The sequence below is a fragment of the Streptomyces sp. NPDC059166 genome (genome assembly GCF_042755185.1).
Lineage (GTDB): Bacteria > Actinomycetota > Actinomycetes > Streptomycetales > Streptomycetaceae > Streptomyces.
The window spans coordinates 174,869-196,041 of the sequence record NZ_JBHZCI010000010.1; the positions used below are offsets into that span (position 1 = coordinate 174,869).

19 protein-coding genes are annotated in these 21,173 nt (G+C 71.1%); all 19 read left to right on the forward strand.

The genetic code is table 11. From position 1 onward, the window contains the following. Positions 1-474 precede the first annotated feature (474 nt). Entirely contained in the window at positions 475-1,485 is a 1,011-nt protein-coding gene (gene gap, locus ACFXOA_RS10540; RefSeq protein WP_362542866.1) for a type I glyceraldehyde-3-phosphate dehydrogenase, read from the forward strand. A gap of 112 nt (positions 1,486-1,597) precedes the next feature. Further along, positions 1,598-2,809 carry a phosphoglycerate kinase gene (locus ACFXOA_RS10545; protein ID WP_385024730.1) on the forward strand — a complete coding sequence of 404 codons (1,212 nt, stop codon included), beginning with the start codon at positions 1,598-1,600 and terminating at the stop codon, positions 2,807-2,809. A gap of 6 nt (positions 2,810-2,815) precedes the next feature. Then, entirely contained in the window at positions 2,816-3,592 is a 777-nt protein-coding gene (tpiA, locus tag ACFXOA_RS10550; RefSeq protein ID WP_385024732.1) for a triose-phosphate isomerase, read from the forward strand. Between the two features lie 138 nt (positions 3,593-3,730). Further along, entirely contained in the window at positions 3,731-3,967 is a 237-nt protein-coding gene (gene secG / locus ACFXOA_RS10555; protein ID WP_014156893.1) for a preprotein translocase subunit SecG, read from the forward strand. 109 nt (positions 3,968-4,076) lie between these two features. Beyond that, positions 4,077-4,412 carry an RNA polymerase-binding protein RbpA gene (locus ACFXOA_RS10560; RefSeq protein ID WP_385024734.1) on the forward strand — a complete coding sequence of 112 codons (336 nt, stop codon included), beginning with the start codon at positions 4,077-4,079 and terminating at the stop codon, positions 4,410-4,412. A gap of 238 nt (positions 4,413-4,650) precedes the next feature. Then, entirely contained in the window at positions 4,651-6,303 is a 1,653-nt protein-coding gene (pgi, locus tag ACFXOA_RS10565) for a glucose-6-phosphate isomerase (protein WP_385024736.1), read from the forward strand. Between the two features lie 1,089 nt (positions 6,304-7,392). Further along, a complete protein-coding gene (locus tag ACFXOA_RS10570) occupies positions 7,393-8,667 on the forward strand; it encodes a hypothetical protein (RefSeq protein ID WP_385024738.1) in 1,275 nt (424 codons plus the stop codon). 111 nt (positions 8,668-8,778) lie between these two features. After that, on the forward strand, positions 8,779-10,083 hold the full coding sequence (locus tag ACFXOA_RS10575; protein WP_385024740.1) for an acetyl-CoA carboxylase biotin carboxylase subunit family protein: 1,305 nt from the start codon (positions 8,779-8,781) through the stop codon (positions 10,081-10,083). Continuing rightward, positions 10,080-10,799, forward strand: a complete 720-nt coding sequence (locus ACFXOA_RS10580) for a tryptophan 2,3-dioxygenase family protein (protein WP_385024742.1) — start codon at positions 10,080-10,082, stop codon at positions 10,797-10,799. Before ACFXOA_RS10575 ends, ACFXOA_RS10580 begins: the two co-directional genes overlap by 4 nt. Then, positions 10,796-11,935 carry an aminotransferase class V-fold PLP-dependent enzyme gene (locus ACFXOA_RS10585; RefSeq protein WP_385024744.1) on the forward strand — a complete coding sequence of 380 codons (1,140 nt, stop codon included), beginning with the start codon at positions 10,796-10,798 and terminating at the stop codon, positions 11,933-11,935. Before ACFXOA_RS10580 ends, ACFXOA_RS10585 begins: the two co-directional genes overlap by 4 nt. A 49-nt stretch (positions 11,936-11,984) precedes the next feature. Beyond that, the gene (locus ACFXOA_RS10590) at positions 11,985-13,232 is read left to right on the forward strand and encodes a tryptophan 2,3-dioxygenase (protein WP_385024746.1); all 1,248 of its coding nucleotides are present in this window, start codon (positions 11,985-11,987) and stop codon (positions 13,230-13,232) included. Beyond that, a complete protein-coding gene (locus ACFXOA_RS10595; RefSeq protein WP_385024748.1) occupies positions 13,229-14,872 on the forward strand; it encodes an FAD-dependent monooxygenase in 1,644 nt (547 codons plus the stop codon). Before ACFXOA_RS10590 ends, ACFXOA_RS10595 begins: the two co-directional genes overlap by 4 nt. Then, entirely contained in the window at positions 14,869-15,819 is a 951-nt protein-coding gene (ilvE, locus tag ACFXOA_RS10600) for a branched-chain-amino-acid transaminase (protein ID WP_385024750.1), read from the forward strand. Before ACFXOA_RS10595 ends, ilvE begins: the two co-directional genes overlap by 4 nt. Next, positions 15,816-16,598, forward strand: coding sequence for a cyclase family protein (locus ACFXOA_RS10605; RefSeq protein WP_385024752.1), 783 nt, complete (start codon positions 15,816-15,818; stop codon positions 16,596-16,598). The genes ilvE and ACFXOA_RS10605 overlap by 4 nt, the downstream gene beginning before the upstream one ends. Then, a complete protein-coding gene (locus ACFXOA_RS10610) occupies positions 16,595-17,281 on the forward strand; it encodes a methyltransferase (RefSeq protein ID WP_385024754.1) in 687 nt (228 codons plus the stop codon). Before ACFXOA_RS10605 ends, ACFXOA_RS10610 begins: the two co-directional genes overlap by 4 nt. Before the next feature lie 86 nt (positions 17,282-17,367). Continuing rightward, positions 17,368-17,799: a PPOX class F420-dependent oxidoreductase gene (locus ACFXOA_RS10615; RefSeq protein ID WP_385024756.1), complete on the forward strand. Its 432-nt coding sequence runs from the start codon at positions 17,368-17,370 to the stop codon at positions 17,797-17,799. 86 nt (positions 17,800-17,885) lie between these two features. Further along, a complete protein-coding gene (locus ACFXOA_RS10620) occupies positions 17,886-18,458 on the forward strand; it encodes an NADPH-dependent FMN reductase (RefSeq protein ID WP_385024758.1) in 573 nt (190 codons plus the stop codon). Positions 18,459-18,501: 43 nt separating this feature from the next. Beyond that, positions 18,502-19,740 (forward strand): ATP-grasp domain-containing protein, encoded by a 1,239-nt coding sequence (locus ACFXOA_RS10625; RefSeq protein ID WP_385024760.1) that lies wholly within the window; start codon positions 18,502-18,504, stop codon positions 19,738-19,740. Next, positions 19,737-20,978: an MFS transporter gene (locus tag ACFXOA_RS10630; protein ID WP_385024762.1), complete on the forward strand. Its 1,242-nt coding sequence runs from the start codon at positions 19,737-19,739 to the stop codon at positions 20,976-20,978. Before ACFXOA_RS10625 ends, ACFXOA_RS10630 begins: the two co-directional genes overlap by 4 nt. Positions 20,979-21,173 lie beyond the last annotated feature (195 nt).

The window sequence follows — 21,173 nt, forward strand, 5'->3', positions numbered from 1 at the left end:
CTTCCGAAGTTCACGGCGGGACGCCGAAAACCGCGGACACCCGGTGCTTTTATCGATTGAGTGCCGATCCGCACAATTGAGCGTGCTCTCCGGTTCCTCGTCCGTACGCCTCCGAAGCGCACCGGGCGGCCTGTTTCCGGAAGCGTCCCCGGTGGCCGGAAACGGATGGCCGCGGGCCGGCCCGTGACTCCCGGTGACATCGCCCCCGGTGGTCCCGGTACTCGTCCCTCCGTGCAAGGGGGCGGGCCCCGGCGGGTGTTGACGCGTGGTGACGGCGCCGGGGCGAAGGCGGGAGGCGCCTGCCCCGCTGCCGGAATCCGGCAGTCCTACTCGGGAGTAGGGAGATACCTCTTCAGGGCTCCCCTCTCGATGTCACTCCGGGGCCTTCGGAGAGGTAGGGTCGGAGGCGGTCGGGGACATCCCTATAAAACTCGCCGGCATCGAAACCGGCGTTCCTAACGAGGAGATCGGTTCGTGACGATCCGCGTAGGCATCAACGGCTTTGGCCGCATCGGACGTAACTACTTCCGCGCGCTGCTGGAGCAGGGTGCGGACATCGAGATCGTGGCTGTCAACGACCTGGGTGACACCGCGACCACGGCGCACCTTCTGAAGTACGACACCATCCTGGGTCGTCTCAAGGCCGAGGTCAGCCACACCGCCGACACCATCACCGTCGACGGCCACACCATCAAGGTGCTCTCCGAGCGCAACCCGGCCGACATCCCCTGGGGTCAGCTGGGCGTCGACATCGTCATCGAGTCGACCGGCATCTTCACCAAGAAGGCCGACGCCGAGAAGCACATCGCCGGTGGCGCCAAGAAGGTCCTCATCTCGGCTCCGGCCAAGGACGAGGACATCACCATCGTGATGGGCGTCAACCAGGACAAGTACGACGCGGCCAACCACCACGTCATCTCCAACGCCTCCTGCACCACCAACTGCGTGGCGCCGATGGCCAAGGTCCTCGACGAGAACTTCGGCATCGTCAAGGGCCTGATGACGACGGTCCACGCGTACACGAACGACCAGCGCATCCTGGACTTCCCGCACTCGGACCTGCGCCGCGCCCGCGCCGCCGCCGAGAACATCATCCCGACCACGACGGGCGCCGCCAAGGCGACCGCCCTGGTCCTCCCGCAGCTCAAGGGCAAGCTCGACGGCATCGCGATGCGCGTCCCGGTCCCGACCGGTTCCGCCACCGACCTCGTCGTCACCCTGGAGCGCGAGGTCACCAAGGACGAGGTCAACGCCGCGTTCAAGAAGGCCTCCGAGGACGGCGACCTGAAGGGCTTCCTGGCCTACACCGAGGACCCGATCGTGTCCTCGGACATCGTCAGCGACCCGGCGTCCTGCACCTTCGACTCCTCCCTGACCATGGTCCAGGAGGGCAACTCGGTGAAGATCCTCGGCTGGTACGACAACGAGTGGGGTTACTCCAACCGCCTCGTCGACCTGACCGTCTTCGTCGGTGGCCAGCTCTGATCCTAGGATCGGCAGGCATCCAGGTGTGATGTGAGGGGCTCGGACGGCGCGACGGGGCGCCGTCCGAGCCCCCTCGCATGCTCATCCGTCCTTCCAAGGAGTATGGGAACAGATGAAGACGATCGACGAACTTCTCGCCGAAGGGGTCGCGGGTAAGCGGGTATTCGTCCGCGCCGACCTCAACGTGCCGCTCGACGGCACCACGATCACCGACGACGGCCGCATCCGCGCCGTCCGGCCGACGGTCGCCGAGCTCGCCGCCGCCGGCGCGCGGGTCATCGTCGCCTCGCACCTCGGCCGCCCCAAGGGTGCCCCGGACCCGGCGTTCTCGCTGGCCCCGGCCGCCGCCCGGCTGGGCGAGCTGCTCGGCACCGAGGTCGCCTTCGCGACCGACACCGTCGGCGAGTCCGCCCGCGCCACGGTCGCCGCCCTCGCCGACGGCCAGGTCGCCGTCATCGAGAACCTCCGCTTCAACGCCGGCGAGACGTCCAAGGACGACGCCGAGCGCGGCGCCTTCGCCGACCAGCTCGCCGAGCTGGCCGACGTGTACGTGGGTGACGGCTTCGGCGCCGTCCACCGCAAGCACGCCTCGGTCTTCGACCTCCCGGCCCGGCTGCCGCACGCGGCGGGAGGCCTGATCGCCACCGAGGTCGGCGTCCTGAAGAAGCTCACCGAGGACGTCGCGCGCCCCTACGCCGTCGTGCTCGGCGGAGCCAAGGTCTCCGACAAGCTCGGCGTCATCGACCACCTGCTGGAGAAGGCCGACCGCATCCTCATCGGCGGCGGCATGGCGTACACCTTCCTCAAGGCCAAGGGCCACGAGGTCGGCATCTCGCTGCTCCAGGAGGACCAGGTCCCGGCCGTCCAGGGCTACCTGAAGCGCGCCGAGGAGCTCGGTGTGGAGTTCGTGCTTCCCGTCGACGTCCTCGTCTCGCGTGAGTTCCCGGACCTGAAGACCAAGGCCCCGGCCAACCCGACGACGGTCGCCGCCGACGCCATCCCCGCGGACCAGGAGGGCCTGGACATCGGGCCCGAGACGCGCAAGCTGTACGCGGCGAAGCTCGCCGACGCCGCCACCGTCTTCTGGAACGGCCCGATGGGTGTCTTCGAGCACCCCGACTACGCCCAGGGCACCAAGGCCGTCGCCCAGGCGCTCGTCGACTCCCCGGCCTTCAGCGTCGTCGGTGGCGGGGACTCCGCCGCGGCCGTCCGCATCCTGGGCTTCGACGAGAACGCGTTCGGACACATCTCTACCGGTGGCGGCGCCAGCCTCGAATACCTCGAGGGCAAGACGCTTCCCGGACTCGCCGCACTGGAGGACTGACCTTTCATGACCACCCGCACCCCGCTGATGGCGGGCAACTGGAAGATGAACCTCAACCACCTCGAGGCCATCGCCCACGTCCAGAAGCTCGCCTTCGCCCTGGCCGACAAGGACTACGACGCGGTCGAGGTCGCCGTCCTGCCGCCCTTCACCGACCTGCGCTCCGTCCAGACGCTGGTCGACGGCGACAAGCTGAAGATCAAGTACGGCGCCCAGGACATCTCGGCGCAGGACTCCGGCGCGTACACCGGTGAGATCTCCGGCCCGATGCTCGCCAAGCTGAAGTGCACCTTCGTGGCCGTGGGCCACAGCGAGCGCCGCCAGTACCACGGCGAGAACGACGAGATCTGCAACGCCAAGGTGAAGGCCGCGTTCAAGCACGGCCTGACCCCGATCCTGTGCGTCGGCGAGGGCCTGGACATCCGCAAGGCGGGTGACCAGGTCTCCTACACGCTGGCGCAGCTCGACGGCGGCCTCAAGGACGTTCCGGCCGAGCAGGCCGAGAGCATCGTGATCGCCTACGAGCCGGTCTGGGCCATCGGTACCGGCGAGGTGGCGACCCCCGAGGACGCCCAGGAGGTCTGCGGCGCGATCCGCCGCCGGCTCGCCGAGCTGTACTCGCAGGAGCTGGCCGACGCCGTCCGTATCCAGTACGGCGGTTCGGTGAAGTCCGGCAACGTGGCGGCCATCATGGCCCAGCCGGACGTCGACGGGGCACTGATCGGCGGCGCGGCGCTCGACGCCGACGAGTTCGTCAAGATCGTCCGCTTCCGCGACCAGTAGGTTCGTCCGTCCCCGTGACCGGGTGAGTATGCGGTGACGCGGATCCGTCGTACCCTTGCGGGGGCCGAGGGGGGTGACCCCCGGGCCCCCGCTGTTCGTACATGCAGTCCTAGGAATTCCGGAAAGTAGGGACCAGCCGTGGTTTTGGCGTTCGAGATCGCCCTGATCGTCTTCAGCCTGCTGCTGATGCTGCTGGTGCTGATGCACAAGGGGAAGGGCGGCGGCCTCTCCGACATGTTCGGTGGCGGGATGCAGTCCTCCGTCGGTGGCTCCTCGGTCGCGGAGCGGAACCTCGACCGCATCACCGTTGTGGTCGGTCTGGCCTGGTTCGCGTGCATTGTCGTCCTTGCTCTGCTCATCAAGCTGGACAGCTGACCCCACGTCCGTGAATCCCGGTGACGGTGTAACTCCTTTCACTGGACGCGCGTTGGGCCTTACGTAGACTGGGGCATCCTCGAGCACCATCACGCAGGGAGTTACGACCGTGGCAAGTGGCAACGCGATCCGGGGAAGCCGGGTCGGAGCGGGGCCGATGGGGGAGGCCGAGCGAGGCGAGTCCGCGCCGCGCCTCCGCATCTCCTTCTGGTGCTCGAACGGGCACGAGACGCAGCCGAGCTTCGCCCATGACGCACAGGTGCCGGACACCTGGGACTGCCCGCGGTGCGGGTTCCCGGCCGGTCAGGACCGGGACAGTCCGCCCGCCCCGCCGCGGACCGAGCCGTACAAGACACACCTCGCATACGTGCGTGAGCGGCGTAGCGACGCGGACGGCGAGGCCATCCTGGCCGAGGCGCTCGCCAAGCTCCGCGGCGAGATCTGAGCGGACCCACCGGCGGCCACAGGCCGGACCGGGCGCCGGCCGTGTGGGTCCGGCGTGCTGTCCACCGTGCGGCGCCCTCGTCCGAGTCGTTCACCGGCCGGTCACCCCCTGGGTGGCCGGCCGGAGCCCGTTCGCCGTCCGGCAGCCCGCCGTTGACCCTGTGGACCTCTCAGATCAATTAGGTTGGAGGGGCAGCGGGGAAGGTTGCAGGTACGAGAAGAAGTGGGCGATTTCCGGGATGAACGCACAAAGCCGAACCAAGCTCAACCAGATGCCCGAGTGGGCGGCTCTCGGCAAGCACCGTGAGGAGTTCGGCGACAGCCATCTGCGCCGGCTGTTCGCCGAGGCGCCGGACCGCGGGACCGCCTACACCCTCCGGGTCGGCGACCTCCACATCGACTACTCCAAGCACCTCGTCACCGACGAGACGCTCCGCCTGCTGCGCGACCTGGCCGAGGCCACCGACGTCGCCGGGCTGCGGGACGCGATGTTCCGCGGGGAGAAGATCAACACCACCGAGGACCGCGCCGTCCTGCACACCGCGCTGCGCGCGCCCCGCGACGCCGTGATCGAGGTCGACGGCGAGAACGTCGTGCCGGCCGTGCACGCCGTCCTGGACAAGATGGCGGCCTTCGCCGACCGTGTCAGGGCCGGGGAGTGGACCGGTCACACCGGCAAGCCGGTCAAGAACATCGTGAACATCGGCATCGGCGGCTCCGACCTCGGGCCCGCCATGGCCTACGAGGTCCTGCGTTCCTTCACGGACCGCTCGCTCACGGTCCGTTTCGTGTCCAACGTCGACGGCGCCGACCTCCATGAGGCGGTCCGCGACCTGGATCCCGCCGAGACGCTGTTCATCGTGGCCTCGAAGACCTTCACCACGATCGAGACCATCACCAACGCCACGTCCGCACGCGACTGGCTCCTCACCGGCCTGAGGGCCGGTCAGGAAGCGGTCGCCAAGCACTTCGTGGCGCTGTCCACCAACGCGGACAAGGTCACCGACTTCGGTATCGACACGGCCAACATGTTCGAGTTCTGGGACTGGGTCGGCGGCCGCTACTCCTACGACTCCGCCATCGGCCTCTCGCTGATGATCGCCATCGGGCCCGAGCGCTTCCGCGAGATGCTCGACGGATTCCACCTCGTCGACGAGCACTTCCGCACCGCCCCCGCCGAGGAGAACGTCCCGCTGCTGCTCGGCCTCCTGGGCGTCTGGTACGGCCAGTTCTTCGACGCCCAGTCGCACGCCGTGCTGCCCTACAGCCACTACCTGTCCAAGTTCGCCGCGTATCTGCAGCAGCTGGACATGGAGTCCAACGGCAAGTCCGTTGACCGGGACGGCAGTCCGGTCCAGTGGCAGACCGGCCCGGTCGTCTGGGGCACCCCGGGCACCAACGGGCAGCACGCCTACTACCAGCTGATCCACCAGGGCACGAAGGTCATCCCGGCCGACTTCATCGGCTTCGCCTCGCCCGTCCAGGACCTGCTGCCCGGGCTCATCGCCCAGCACGACCTGCTGATGGCCAACTTCTTCGCCCAGACGCAGGCGCTCGCCTTCGGCAAGACGCCCGAGGAGGTCCGCGCGGAGGGGGTCGCGGAGGAGCTCGTCCCGCACAAGACGTTCCGCGGCAACCACCCCACCACGACGATCCTCGCCGACCGGCTCACCCCCTCGGTGCTCGGCCAGCTGATCGCGCTGTACGAGCACAAGGTCTTCGTCCAGGGCGCCGTGTGGAACATCGACTCCTTCGACCAGTGGGGTGTCGAGCTCGGCAAGGTCCTGGCGAAGCGGATCGAACCGGTACTGACCGAGGGCACCGGCGGGGACGAGCTCGACAGCTCCACCGCTGCTCTCGTGGCGACGTACCGGACCCTGCGCGGCCGCTGAGCGACGGCCGCCCCGGGCCAGGGCACCGTCGGCTCCGGCCGCCCCGGGGCGGCCCCTGGCCCTGACCGGCCGCCCCGGTGGCGGCGCCCGGCGCGTCCCTGCGGGCTCGCCGGGACGCCGGGCCCATGGCCGCCGGCGCCTGCCACGGGTGCCGGCCGCGTGGGGGGTGCGGCCGTGCGCCGTCGGGCGGGGCCCCGCCACGGCGCTGCGGCCGCCACCCGGCGCCGCGGCTGACCGGCGGCGTCCGCTCGACGGGTGACCGGGCGAAGGGCCCGGTCCCGGCGCCCCGCCGCATCGCCCGGCGCGGCCGTGCACGCCCCCGCACGCCGCGGAACAACGGTCCGTCCGGTCCTCTCACGCCCTTTCGGTGTCGCCGGTCCACCCGATCCGCACGTCCCTGCCGTGACGGAGGCGTCCCCGGCCCGCCCGGAGCTGCTCCAGGAGGCGTTCCCCGCCCGCTGGAGCAGCCGCGACCGCCTGGACGCGAGCACATTCCGGAGCGCCTTGCGCCGCGTCCCCAGCGCCGCCCCGTGCCGGTCGTCCTGTGCCGAGCCCTGTTCTTCCGACCCCGCCCGGTGCGGCCGGCACCGGGGGAGGAGCAGCCGGAAGGCGTTCCGGTGCCGCTCTCCCACGCGGACGCCGGGCTGGCCGAAAGTCATCAAAGGTTCCTGACGGGCCGCTGACTTGATATCGCCGCCGCCCGGGCCGGTCGAAGCGCTCCCCCCGGACTTCGCCGCCATGGGTATGACCGGGGCACTAGGTGCGTTCGGCACCGGTCCGCCTAGCACACTTTTCATTGCCTTCATTCAATTCCTCCGCCGGTTGGCGTGAATCGACTGCCTGTGTAATTGCATAAGGCTTGAGCGGGGTTGACCGGTGGCTGAGACAGCTATAGCTTCCGGGAGGCGCCGAGCAGGTACGACGTGCGCCATCTCGCACTGTTTTGCCGGAAGTTCAGAACATGGCTGCAGATCCGACGAGACCCGTCGGGTAGCAACACTTGTGAGCTCAGGGGGAACGTTCGTGAACAACAGCGCCACCCGCTCCTACGTGGACGAATGCGTTCGAGACAGATCCGGACTCCGTCACGTGGCACGCAAACTGGAACTCCCCGCCGTGTACGCCCAGTCATTCGGGCATGTCCTCCTGGATCGTCCGCTCTTCGTCGATCGCGCGGAGATCGAGGCATTCGCCGCGGACCTCCAGACGCTCTACGGCGTCATGGTCTCCCTCACCGACCGTGTGTACGGCGGCGATCTGCGGGCCTACTGCCGGGCCATCGGGATGGACGACGCGCAGGCCGACCTGATGTGCCGGCGAGCCGGCGACCCACCGGTCCTGCACGCACGGGCCGACGCCTACCACGACGGCGAGCGCTTCTCCCTGCTCGAACTCAACGTGGGCAGCGAACTCGGCGGCACCGACACCGCGCAGCAGAACCGCGCGTTCCTCGGCGTACCGGAATTCGCGGACTTCGCCGAGCGCTTCGGGCTCGGACACCTCGACACCGCGCCACGGGTCGCGGCGGCGCTCCGCAGGGCGGCCGCTCCGGTCACCTCGGACGAGCCGGTCGTCGCCCTGATCGAGAGCCCCGGCGGGCTCGCCGCCCATGAGCACGTCTTCCTCGCGGTGCGTGAGGCCATGGCCGACCACGGGGTGCGCCTGCTGCTCGGAGAGATGCAGGAACTCGGCGAGCGCAACGGCAAGATCACCCTGCGCGGGACACCGCTCGACGTGGTGCTCCGCTACTTCGTCGCGGGCGAGATCGTGGAGGACCGGGCCGCCCGCGAGGTCCTGGACACCCTGAACCGGGCGGACGAGGCCGGCAGGACCGCGCTCTTCCTCGGGCTGGACTGCGGTGTGTACGCCAGCAAGGGGAGCCTCGCGCTGCTCCACGACCCGGCGGTCCGCTCCTCCCTCACCCCGTCCGAACTGGCCGTGGTGGACCGGACCGTGCCCTGGACCAGGCTGCTGGACCCGGCACTGCAGCACGGCGGGGACCGGGCAGCGCTCCTGGAGCGCTGCCGCGACGAGCGCGCCACGCTCGTCCTCAAGCCCGGTGTGGGCTACGGGGGCGTGGGCACCGTGATCGGCCATCAGGCCGACGACAGGCAGTGGGCCGAGGCGCTCGCCTCGGCGGCCGGCGGCGACGCGGTCGTCCAGCGACTGGTGGTCCCCGCCGCCGAACCGGTGGTCGACGCGGAGTCGGGCCGTACCGAGGGCTGGGCCGCCAACTGGGGTGTCTTCGTCGACCAGGAGGGGTACGCGGGAGCGTTCGTCCGCGCCCTGAAGCCCTCCGACGGCGCGGTGATCTCCTTCTCGAACCCCGGGACACGCAGCAGCTGCGTGTTCACCACCGACTGACCCTCCCCCTCCCCGAGCGGCACGGCCGCCGCCTCGCCGAGCCATGCCCGGAGCCGTCCGCGGTGTGTCCCGGCGGCGGAGGCCGGCACCCCATCGTGAAAGGAATCACGAGTGTCACCGGAAAGACCGGTCGGAGACGACGACCGCCCCCACATAGTCGTGATCAACCGCTGGCGCGAGCACTACGCGCACTATCCGGACTACGTCGACCACACGGTCAACCAGGTCACCTACGTCAGTACCGAGGTGGGCCTCGGCTCGGTCCCCCCGGAGGCCGCGGGCGTCGCCCTCGTCGACGCCACGGACGATCCCGTCCAGGCGAGGGCCGCCGTCGCCGCCCTGACCGAACGGCACGGCACCCCGAGGCGGATCGTCGCCCTGAAGGAGGACGACCTGCTGGTCGCCGCGGCGCTGCGGGAGGACCTCGGTGTGCCGGGCCCCCGCCCGGAGGGCCTGCTGCCGTTCCGCGACAAGCTCCTCATGTGCCGGGCGGTGCGTGCGGCCGGACTTCCGGTGCCCGCGTTCGCCGCCGCCGACAGCCCGGGGGACGTACTCGACTTCGCGGCGGCCGGCGGCTGGCCCGTGGTGCTGAAACCGCGCATCGGCAGCTCCAGCGCCGGGGTCCGCGTCCTGACCGGCCCGGGCGACCTGACCGCCGAGCCCGTGTTCGCCGAACCGATGCTCGTGCAGGCCTTCGTCCCGCACCCGATCCACCACGTGGACGGCGTCTTCGACGGGAAGCGCACCTCACGGCTCCGGGTGTCGCGGTACGTCAACACGTGTCTGGGCTTCCGCGAGGGGTCCTTCCTCGGATCGGTCGAGGTCGACGACCCCGAGGTCGTCAAGACCGTGGCCGAGGCGGCGGACGGCTTCCTCGCGGCGCTGACCGGCGAACCGACGCCGTTCCACCTCGAGGTCTTCGTGGAGTCCGTGCCCGGCGGCACGCGCTGTGTCTTCCTCGAGGTGGGGGCGCGTGTCGGCGGGGCGGAGATCCCGTTCATCTGGCGCGACCTGCACGGCTACGACCTCATGCGGGCCGCGTTCGAACTCCAGCTCGGCCTGGCGCCGGCCGCGGAGGCCGCACCGGCCACCGGCGAGATCGGCGGATGGCTGCTGATCCCGGCTCCGGAGACGCGGCCCTGCCTCATCACCCACGTCACCTCGATGGTGGGCCGGGCCGGCGGACCGTACGCCGAGGCACTGCTGCCTCCCGGCGAGGTGCTGCCGGAGGCGGACGCCTACTACGAACACGTCGGCGGACGATTCCGGTTCCGCGGGCGCACCAGCGGCGAGGTGGAAGCCGCCCTGACCGAGACGGCGACCCGCTTCCGGGTCACCGCCGAACCCGTCGTACGAACGAATGCGGAGCCGTCGGCAGCCGCGGAGTACGCAGCACACGCGGAGGCGACACGATGAAGGACTACTCCGAGCAGATCCTCTCCGGCGAGGGCGAGAACGACTACACCCGCTACATGCGGACGGACGCCCTGCTGTCCCTGCAGCGGCTCCCCGAGGAATCCGTCCACCGGGACGAACTCCTCTTCCAGATCGTCCACCAGTCGACGGAGCTCTGGCTCAAGCTCGCCTGCACCGAGGTCACCGAGGCCACCGCGAGGATCGAGACCGGGGAGCTGGACACCGCGGCCCGGCTGCTCGCCAGGGCGGCCCTGGGGGCCCGACTCGTCACCCAGCAGCTGGAGATGATGCGCCACCTCTCGCCCTGGGACTTCCAGACCATCCGGACCGTCCTCGGCCACGGCTCCGGCGCCGACTCTCCCGGCTGGCGCTCCGTGCGGGCGTGCAACAGGCTCATCGGCGCCGCGTTCCTGAAGCTGGTGGCCGACCGGGGCACCGACCTCGCGGAGCTCTACCGTTCCGGGGTCGACACCCCGGAGTTCCGGCTCGCGGAGGCGATGATCGAGTGGGACGAGCGGATCTCGATCTGGCGGGTCCAGCACTTCAAGATGACCACCCGGATCATCGGGCACCAGGTCGTCGGCACCCAGGGCACCCCCGTGGACGTGCTGGCGAAGCTCATCTCGCACAAGCACTTCCCGGAGCTGTGGCAGGTGAGGACCGAACTCACCGAGACCGGTCCGATGGGCGACCGGCCCGTGGCGGGTCTCTCATGAAGGGCCGGGACGCCACCGCCACCGCCGTGACCGGCCCCGCCGCGTTCCGGGCCGCCTTTCCCATGCTGGAGCGGACGGTGCACCTGGCCGGATGCAGTCTCGGTCCCCGCTCGACCGCGCTGGACACCGCCATGGACGCCATGCTGGGCGCCATGACCGGGACCGAGGCACCCTGGCACCTCTTCGAGGAGCAGGTCGGCCTGGCCCGCGAAGGGTTCGCCTCCCTCATCGGGGCCAGGACCGAACAGATCGCCCTCGTCCCGAGCGCCTCCGTGGGCGCGTACCAGGTCGCCTCCACAGCCGACTGGAGCGAGCGGCCCAAGGTGGTCACCACTCCGCTGGAATTCCCCTCGCTCGCCCATGTGTGGCTCGCGCAGCGCCCCAGGGGCGCCCAGGTCGTCTTCGCCGAGAGGCCGGACGACTACGGGGCGGCGGTCGACGGGCGGACGAGGCTGGTCTCCGTACCGATGACGGGCTACCAGGACGCCCTGCGGATGCCGGTGGCCGAACTCGCCGCCCTCGCCCACCGGGAGGGTGCCGAACTGTTCGTCGACGCCTACCAGGCCGTCGGCGTCGAGCCCGTCGACGTCGACCGGCTCGGGTGCGACTACCTGGTGGCCGGGACCTCGAAATACCTGCTGGGCCTGCCGGGGCTGGCGTTCCTCTACGCGCGTACACCCGGCCGTGCGGAGCGTGAACCCTCGCTGACCGGATGGTTCGGCCGGCCCGACCCGTTCTCCTTCGACCCCCGCACGCTCGACTTCCCCGACACCGCCTCCCGCTACCAGACCGGCACCGCCGCCGTCCCCGCCTGCTACGCGGCCGTCGCCGGACTCGGCCTGATCGCCCGCACCGACCCGGTGCACGTCCAGGAACACATCCGCGGCCTCACCGCCCTGGCCGCCGAACACCTCGGCGCCCAGGGCGAGCACGTCCGGGACATCGCCCCCGAACGCCGCGGGGCCCACATCGGGATCGTCGACCCCGACCCGGCCGGCCTCGCCGAGGCTCTAGCCGACCGCGGCGTCATGGTCAGCCCCAGAGGAGACGTCGCCCGTGTCTCCTTCCACTACTACAACCGGGCCGAGGACGTCGAGCACCTGTGCGCGGCGCTGCGGGACCACCGGATCTCCTGAGCACACCCCCACCGAGCCGAGACCACTCTCTCAACCATGAGGAGGAGCGATGGCCACAGCCGAACTGGCCTCGTGGGTCCAAGAACCGGACCCAGGAAGATTCCCCTACGACGCCGTCGTCCGCGCCTACCAGCGCGTCGGCAAGCACTTCGTCTCCAAGGAACTGCTCGAACAGCTCACCGCCGTCCGCGACCGGCTGCCCGCGATGCGCGGCCCCTGGCCCGAGGTCCGCGCCCTCGCCGCCTTCCTGGACACCGCGCTGGACAAGCCGGACGGCCGCTACGACTACCCGACCTACCTCGCGCTGCCGATGCTCGAACTGCCGGGGCTCGACGAGCCCGTGGCCACCGCGCCCTTCGCGCGGTCACGCTGCGACCGGTTGTCCGTACAGCTCATCGCGGACTCCCTGGACTTCGAACTCGCCGCGCTCGACGGCCTGAGCATGCGACTGGGTGAGCTTCGGCCCTCGGACGACCTCGTCGTCAAGCGCTGCAAGCACGGGCTGAGGGCCGTCATGCCCGCCCTCACCCGGATGTCGCTGGCCCGCGGGGTCACCTCCGACGACACCGTCGACCGGGCGCGCCAGATGCGCTCCCTCGTACGCGCCGACATGGCGCTCGCCGAACGCCGGGCCATGGACCTGAGCATCCTCCCGGTGTACGTCTCGCACGACGAGTACATGTTCCTGCGCGTCCTGCAGACCTTCGAGACGACCTTCGTCCTGCTCACCATGCATCTCAGGGCGGCGATCGACGCGCTGGCCGGACGTCGGACCGGCGAGGCCGTGCACTTCATCGCGGGGGCCGAGGAGTCCCTGCGCGAATCGGCACCCCTCTTCTCCATGCTCGCCACGATGCAGATCGACTCCTTCCGCACCTTCAGGGAGTACACGGAGGGCGCGAGCGCCATCCAGTCCCGGGGCTACAAACTGGTCGAGGCACTCTGCCGCACCCCCGACGCCGAGCGCGCGGACTCACCGGCCTTCACCTCCGTGCCCGAGATCCGCGAGAGGCTCGCCGGCGGACAGCCCAACCTGGACGACGCCTACCGCGAGGCGCGGAACTCCGGCGACCTCGACGAGGCCGAGCGGGCCCGCGTCGGCGCCGCGATGCGGGCCTTCGCCGGCGCCCTCCAGCGATGGCGGGGCACCCACTACCGCCTCGCCGTGCGCATGCTCGGCGAGGCGACCGGCACCGGCTACACCGAGGGCACCCCCTACCTGGCGGCGGTGCGTGACATCCCGGTCTTCCACCAGGTCAGCCATGCCGAGGACGAAGCGAAGGTGAGGACCAGATGACCGAGTTCGACGCACCCGTGGGCATCGTCGGGGCAGGCCCGGTCGGGCTGGTCGCCGCACTGCGCCTCGCGGACTTCGGTGTCCCCAGCGTCGTCCTGGACGGCAAGCCGGGACTCGTCAAGCAGGGTTCGAAGGCGTGCCTGATCCAGGGCGACGTCCTCGAGATCCTCGACAAGTCCGGATGTGCCACGCCCATCGACGACGAAGGCGTCACCTGGCGGGTCGCCCGGACCTATGTGGCCGACGAGGAGATCAGGGCGGTCGAGTACCCCTCCCCGCCCGGATACGGGCCGTTCGTCAACATCAGCCAGTTCCGCATCGAACAGGTGCTCGCCGAACGCGCCGCCGCCGAGCCTCTCATCGACCTCCGCTGGGACCACCGGGTCTCCGACGTCACCCAGGACGCCGACGCGGTGACGCTCACCGCGGGCACCGCCGACGGGGAGCGCGTGCTGCGCTTCGGCCACCTGGTCGCCTGCGACGGTGTCCGCAGCACCCTGCGGGAACTGCTCGGTGTGGAGTGGACCGGCTACACCCACAAGGACCGCTTCCTCATCACCGACATCAAGGCCGAGCTCCCGCTCGCCAAGGAGCGGCACTTCCACTACAACCCGTCGTTCAACCCCGGCCGCCAGCTGGTGATGCACCCCCAGCCCGACGACATCTGGCGCATCGACTGGCAGCTTCCGCCCGACGCGGACATCGACGCCGAACGCGCCGACGGACGCTTCGACGCCCGGGTGCGCGCCGTCATCGGGGACGTGCCCTACGAGATCGACTGGGTCAGCACCTACCGCTTCCACCAGAGGGTCGTGGCCAGGCTCCGCGTCGGCAGAGTCCTGTTCGCCGGGGACGCCGCGCACGCCCTGCCCCCGTACGGCTCCCGCGGGATGAACAGCGGCATCCAGGACGCCGACAACCTCGCCTGGAAGCTGGCGCAGATCCGGCGTGGCGAGGCCGGCGAGGAGCTGCTGGAGACGTATCACAGCGAGCGGTACGCGGCGGCCCGGGAGAACCTGGCGGTCACCGAGGCCACCATCCGCTTCATGGTGCCCCCGCACCCCCTGCGCCGCTGGGCGCGCTCCGTGCTGCTCACCCTCTCCAAGGTGCTGCCCTTCGCCGAGCGCCGCGTCAACAGCGGGCGCATGGCGGAGCCGTACACCTACCGCGACTCACCGCTGGTGCCCGGAGCGGAGCGGCACCCCCTGCTCGGGGCCTTCGCCCCGGACGCCCGGCTCACCGGCCCGACGGGACCGGCGCGGCTGCGCCGACTGCTCGGAGGGGGCTTCACGGGCCTGTTCCTCGCCCCCGACGCCCACTCCGCCGCACGACTCGTCGCCGACACCCGCACCCGGGACTGGCCGGTCCCGGCGGAGACCGTCGTGGTCCTGCCGCCCGGCGCCGCCACCGACGGCCTGCCCGACGGCCTCACCGTCGTCCACGCCGACCCCGCCGCCCTGCCCCCCGGTTACACCGACGGCTCGGCGGTCTGGTGGCTGGTGCGGCCGGACGGGCACCTGGCCGCACGCTCTGGGCACGGGGCCGACTTCGCCACCGCCCTGCGCACCGCCGCGGGCGCGACCGCCGGCGACAGCGGCCCGAAGCGCGACATCACGCTCCTGGAAGGAACGCAGATATGACCACCGCGACACCCCCGTACGCCTGGCTCAACGGCAGCGTCGTCCCCTGGGACGCGTGCGTGCTCCACGCCCGCAGCCAGGGCGCCTTCTGGGGAGCCAACGTCTTCGAGGGGCTGCGGGTCTACCAGGACCCCGACGGCGTCCGTCACCTCTTCCGGGCCGGCGACCACCTGAACCGGCTGCGGCGCTCCATGAAGAGCCTGCACATGGAGATCGAGTACTCCGACGCCGAACTGACCCAGGCCTGCACCGACCTTGTCCTGGCCAACGACTTCGACCAGGACGCCCACGTCTGCGTCGTCGCGTACTTCGGCCTCGGGTCGTCCTTCGACCCGATGGGTCACACCACCGAGACCGGGGTGCACATCACCTCCACGCCGGTGCCGCGCTCCGCCGCTTACGGGAAGGGCGTCGCCGCCTCCGTCTCGTCCTGGCGCCGCATCGGTGAGGACTCGATGCCGCCGCGCATCAAGACCGGCGCCAACTACCACAACAGCCGCCTCGCCCAGCACGAGGCGCTGCGCAACGGCTACGACACGACGCTGCTGCTCAACCAGCGCGGCACCGTCGCCGAGGCGCCGGGCTCCTGCGTCGTCGTCGTACGCGACGGAGAACTGATCACACCACCGGGCACCAGCGGGGTCCTGGAAGGCATCACGGTCGAGACCGTCGCCCGCCTCGCCCAGGACCACCTCGGCCTGACGCTGCGCCGCCGGGAGATCGACCGGACGGAGCTCTACATCGCGGAGGAGGTCTTCCTCTGCGGGACCATGTCCGAGCTGCTCCCCGTCACCAGCGTCGACCGGGTGACCGTCGGCGACGGCGCCCGCGGTCCCCTCACCCGCCGGCTGCAGGACCTCTACGACGACGCGGTGCGCGGACTGGGCAAGAACCCCGAGTGGTGCACCCGGCTGCCGGCCGCGACCGCAAGGAACGGTGCCGCATGAGCGTGCTGACCGGGCTGGTGGAGGCCCTGCGCAGTGGCGCGGTCGAGGTCGTCGACCTCACCTCGCCGCTCTCCGAGGACACCCCGATCATCGACCTCCCGCCGGAGCGGGGCCAGCCCTGGCCCTTCGCCCGCGAGGAGATCAGCCACTACGACGCGGCCGGACCCACGGTCTACTGGAACAACATCCGGCTCTCCGAGCACACCGGGACGCACTTCGACGCGCCCGTCCACTGGCTCTCCGGCAAGGACTCGCACGACGTCTCCCAGGTGCCTCCCGGCAGTCTGGTCGGCCCCGCCGCCGTGATCGACCTGTCGCGCGAGGCCGCCGAGGACCCGGACTTCCTGATGCGACGCGAGCACGTCGAGCGGTGGCAGGAGATCCACGGCGACCTGCCCGAAGGGGGCTGGCTGCTCTACCGCACGGGCTGGGCCGAGCGCCAGGCCGACCCCTCCGCCTTCCACAACGGGCGCCACACCCCGGGCGTCGCCCCCGAGTGCGCGCAGTGGCTCGCGGAGAAGACCCCGCTCACCGGGATAGGGGTGGAGACCGTCGGAACCGACGCCGGACTCGCCGGCGAATTCCCCGACCAGCCCTACCCGTGCCACTGGTTCCTCCACGGCGCCGGCAAGTACGGACTCACCCAGCTCAGGAACCTCGCCCTGCTGCCGCCCACCGGAGCCGTGGTCGTCGCCGGCCCGCTCCCGATCGTCAAGGGCTCAGGCAGCCCGAGCCGGGTCCTCGCCCTGATCGAGCACCCCGCGGGAGGGCGACGATGAACGACGCGGGCTTCCGGCGCGCGAGCTCCCTGCTCCGACGCCACACCCAGGACACCGCAAGGCCCGGGGAGTTCAACCTCCTCGACCGCGAATGGGACCTCCTGGACGGGGTTTTCAGCCCCACCTACACGCCGGTCACCGACCTCTTCACCACCTGGCTGCCCTTCCCCGACGGAGGTTCCTTCCTCGAGATCGGCTCAGGAGCGGGGGTGACCGCCGTGATCGCGGCCCAGTCCGGCTGCGCGCGGGTGACGGCACTCGACATCAGTCCCGCGGCGGTGGAGAACACCCGGCGCAACGTCCAGCGCCACGCGGTCGGGAACCGGGTACGGGTGATGGAGAGCGACCTCTTCGATGCGCTGGCGCCCGAGGACCGCTTCGACCTCATCTACTGGAACTCGAACTTCGCGGAGCCGCCCGCCGACTTCGTCAACGCGACGGACCTGCACCACGCCTTCTTCGACCCCGGTTACGACGCGCACCGGCGCTTCCTGCGCGAGGCCCCGGGCCGGCTCACCCCGGACGGAAGGCTGCTCCTCGGCTTCAGCAGCATCGGCAACACCGCCCTGCTGGAAAAGCTCTCCGAGGAAGCGGGGCTGCGCCTGTCCATGCTCCGGTCGGAGCGACGACAACCGGACAACACGGTGATCGAGTTTCAGCTATGGGAGCTCGTCGCGGTCTGACGGCCCGCACAATCGACGCGTCCGTCCCACCGACACAGGACCACTGACCACAGGACCACCGACCACCGCACCACCGAAGGAACAACGTGCCACAGAACAGCCACCTCTCCCTCCTCGCCGACCACAGCCGGGGCGCGCTCGTCACCCTGAAGAAGGACGGCAGGCCGCAGCTCTCCAACGTCGACTTCACGTACGACGAGGAGAGCCGGACCATCAGGTTCTCCACGACGGACGGCCGCGCCAAGGTCGGCAACCTGCGCAGGGACCCACGCGTCAGCCTCCACGTGACGACCGGGTCCGGCGGTGCCTACGCCGTGTACGAGGGCGAGGCGACCCTCTCCGACGTCGCGGCGGATCCGCGGGACGCCGCGGTCGAGGAACTCGTGGACGTCTACCGGGCGGTCCAGGGCGAGCACCCGGACTGGGACGAGTACCGCCAGGCCATGGTCACCGACCGGCGCCTGGTCGTCCGGTTCCGCATCGACCACACCTACGGCTGGGTCCCGGACCGGGCCTGAACGACCGCACCGGCGCGCGGCCCCGTCCGGGCCACGCGCCGGCCGCCCCCCGAACCCCACCGAACCGCACCCGAACGAGGAGTCCCATGCCCCGCCTGCACGTCATCATCGCCTCCACCCGGCCCGGACGCACCGGCCCCGCCGTGGCCGACTGGTTCACCGCCGTCGCCGAGAAGCACGGCGGCTTCGACATCCGCGTCGTGGACCTGGCCGAAGTCGGTCTCCCCCTGCTCGACGAGCCCAACCACCCCGCCGCCCGGGAGTACACCAAGCAGCACACCAAGGACTGGAGCGCGACGGTCGACGAGGCCGACGCCTTCGTGTTCGTGGCCCCCGAGTACAACTACGGCATCAACGCCGCCCTGAAGAACGCGATCGACTACCTCTACTTCGAGTGGCAGTACAAGCCGGTCGGCATCGTGAGCTACGGCAACACCTCGGCCGGGCTGCGCGCCGCGCAGATGACCAAGCAGGTGGTCACCACCCTGAAGATGGTCCCCGTCACCGAGTCCGTGGCCATCCACTTCATCGGCTCGCACATAGGCGACGACGGCAGCTTCACCGGAACCGAGGCGATGGCCGAGGCCGCCACCGGCATGCTCGACGAGATCGCCAAGCTGGCGGAGGCACTGCGCCCGCTGCGCGAGTCCGCCTCCTGATCCGTCACACGCCCCACGACCACGGTCCTGGAGAGGAAACGCCGTGAACGAGACCGCAACCCACATCGTCCTCGTCGGGAGCGGGGGCCGGCCCTACCGCGCCTACGCCTTCGAGGCCCTGGCAGCGCGGCACAGGCTCTCGGCGCTGCTGGGGGAGGAGCCCACCTGGCAGCGCCGGTACCTCGACAGCTGGCGGGTGGCCGACCTCGGCGACCCCGTCGCCGTCACCGCCGCCCTGGACGAACTGCGGGGCCCGGACTCGGCGGTGCTGACCTGGGACGAGACCGTGCTGGAGGTCACCGCCGCCGCCGCCGAGAAGCTGTCGATGCGTCATATGAGCGCATCCGCGGCGCGGCGGTGCCGGGACAAGTACCTGACCCGCTCCCTCCTGGACGAGGCGGGACTGCCCTCCGTCCGCCACGGCCTCGCCCACACGGAGGAGGAGGCGGAGCGCATCGCGGAGTCCCTCGGCCTCCCCGTCGTCGTCAAGCCCCGTGCCCTCGCGGGCAGCATGGGCGTGGTACTCGCCGAGGACGCCGCCGCCGTACGCGCCGCCTACCGGCTCGCCGGCGGGGCCGCGTACTCCACGCTGCCCACCGGCCACGGCATCCTCGTCGAGGAGTTCCTCGACGGACCCGAGATCAGCGTCGACAGCGTCGTGGCCGACGGCGAGGTGACGCTCGTCCAGGTGGCGGGCAAACGACTCGGCTACGCCCCCCACTTCGAGGAGGTCGGCCATCTCGTCGGCGCCTGGGACGAGTCCCGGCCCTGGGCCGCGTCCGTCCGCGAACTGCTCACCGAGGCTCACCGGGCCCTCGGCGTCGAACTGGGCGTCACCCACGCCGAGGTACGTCTCACCGCCGCCGGCCCCCGGCTGGTCGAGCTGAACGGGCGCCTGGGCGGCGACCTCATCCCGTACGCCGGGGCGCTCGCCACCGGGGTCGACCTCGTGGTGGCGGCCGCCGAGGCCGCTCTGGGGCGCACCCCCGACCTCGCACCCCGCAGGACCGGTCTCGCGGAGGTCCGCTTCGTCTACCCGGCACACGACGGCACGGTGCGCTCCGTCTCCACGGACGCGGCCGGGGCCGTCCCCGGCGTGGCACACGCCGCCGTCCTCACCGAACCCGGCGCCCGACTGCGCCTGCCGCCCCGGCAGGCCATACCCCGGCTGGCGGTGCTCATCGCCCAGGGGGCCGACGAGGCGGCCTGCGCGCGGGTCCTGGAGAGCGCGCTGCCCCTGGTGACCAGCGAGGTCGAACCCCTCGCGGGTGACGCCTCATGACTGCCGGGACGCCGCGGATGAGACCCGTGGACCGGCTGATCGTCACCCACGGCCTGTCGTCGTTCTGCCTCGGCCTGGTCTTCCCCTACACGGCGATCCACCTGGCGGACCGGCCGGGCGTCGGCACCGGGGGCGTCGCGCTCTTCTACGGCGCGGCGGGGATCGCCAACCTGACGGTGGCGCTGCTGCTCACCGCCGGAGTGCTGAGACTGCCCCGGGTGACCCTGGGCGTGCTCGGCACGGCGCTGTGGTTCTGCGGATACCTGGGCCTGCCGTTCGTCGGGTCCCACCCCGCGACCCTCGTGGCGGGGGTGGCGATCGGCTGCGGCCAGGGCGGATTCCTCGCGGCGATCGTGCCGCTGGTGAACTCGCTGGTGACGGCGGAGGAACGCCGCAAGGTCTTCGCCCGCCGCTACGCCGTCCTCAACGCCACCCTCGCCGCCGGATCGCTGGTGGCGGGCGCCCTCACACTGATCCTGCCGCGTTCGGTCATCCCGTACTTCTTCGTGGCCAACGCCGTGGGCATCCTGCCCCTGACGATCGCCATCCTGACGGCCGGACGGCACGCCAGGGCCGCCGAGGAGAAGGCGGAGGAGAGCGCCGAGGGCACCGCGCTGCCCATGGCGGCGCTCGCCAGGACGGTGATGCCGGCCGCGCTCGTGCAGCTCGCGGTGTTCCTCTTCGGATTCAGCCAGTTCGAGGCCACCGCCCCGCTCGTATCCGAACGGCTCATGGACATGGGCCTGTTCATGGTGTCGCTGATGCTGGTCGTCAACGTCGTCGTGATCGTCTCCCTCCAGGGCCGGATCACCCGTCTCCTGGAGGACCGCCCGGAGATCGCCGGCCTGCGGATCGCGGTGGGCCTGTGGACCGTCGGCTACGCCGTCGCCGGAGCCATGGCCTTCCTGCCGTACGGTTTCCGGCTCACCGGGCTCCTCGTCTACGCCGTGCTCTTCGCGCTGGGGGAGTGCGCGTACTCGTGCTCCTTCCACCCGTGGCTGATCTCCCTCGTCCCCGACCGCGAACTGACGCGGGCCAACGCCCTGGCCAACTCCATGATGGGGGTGGGCAACTTCGCCGGGCCCTCGATCGGTGTCGCGCTCGCGGTCAGCGGCCAGGCACCCGTCGTGTGGTTCGGGCTGGCGCTCTGCTGCACCACCATCACCGTGGGCACGGGACTGCTCGCACGGCGCGGGGGCGCCGCCCCGGCCGCTGCCGCCGTCCCGGGATCGGGCTGACCCGCGACGACGCCCGGCACGCCGGGTGCCGGGCGTCGTCGGCGACCCGGGTACGGCGGCGACCCGGGCACCAGCACGAGGCCCGGACATGACGAGGCCCGGACCGCTCGGGGGAGCGGTGCGGGGCACGGCCCGACTCCGGGACGGCCCGAGCCCGCGGGTACACGGCGCGCGGCCGCGTAGCAGCCCCCCCGG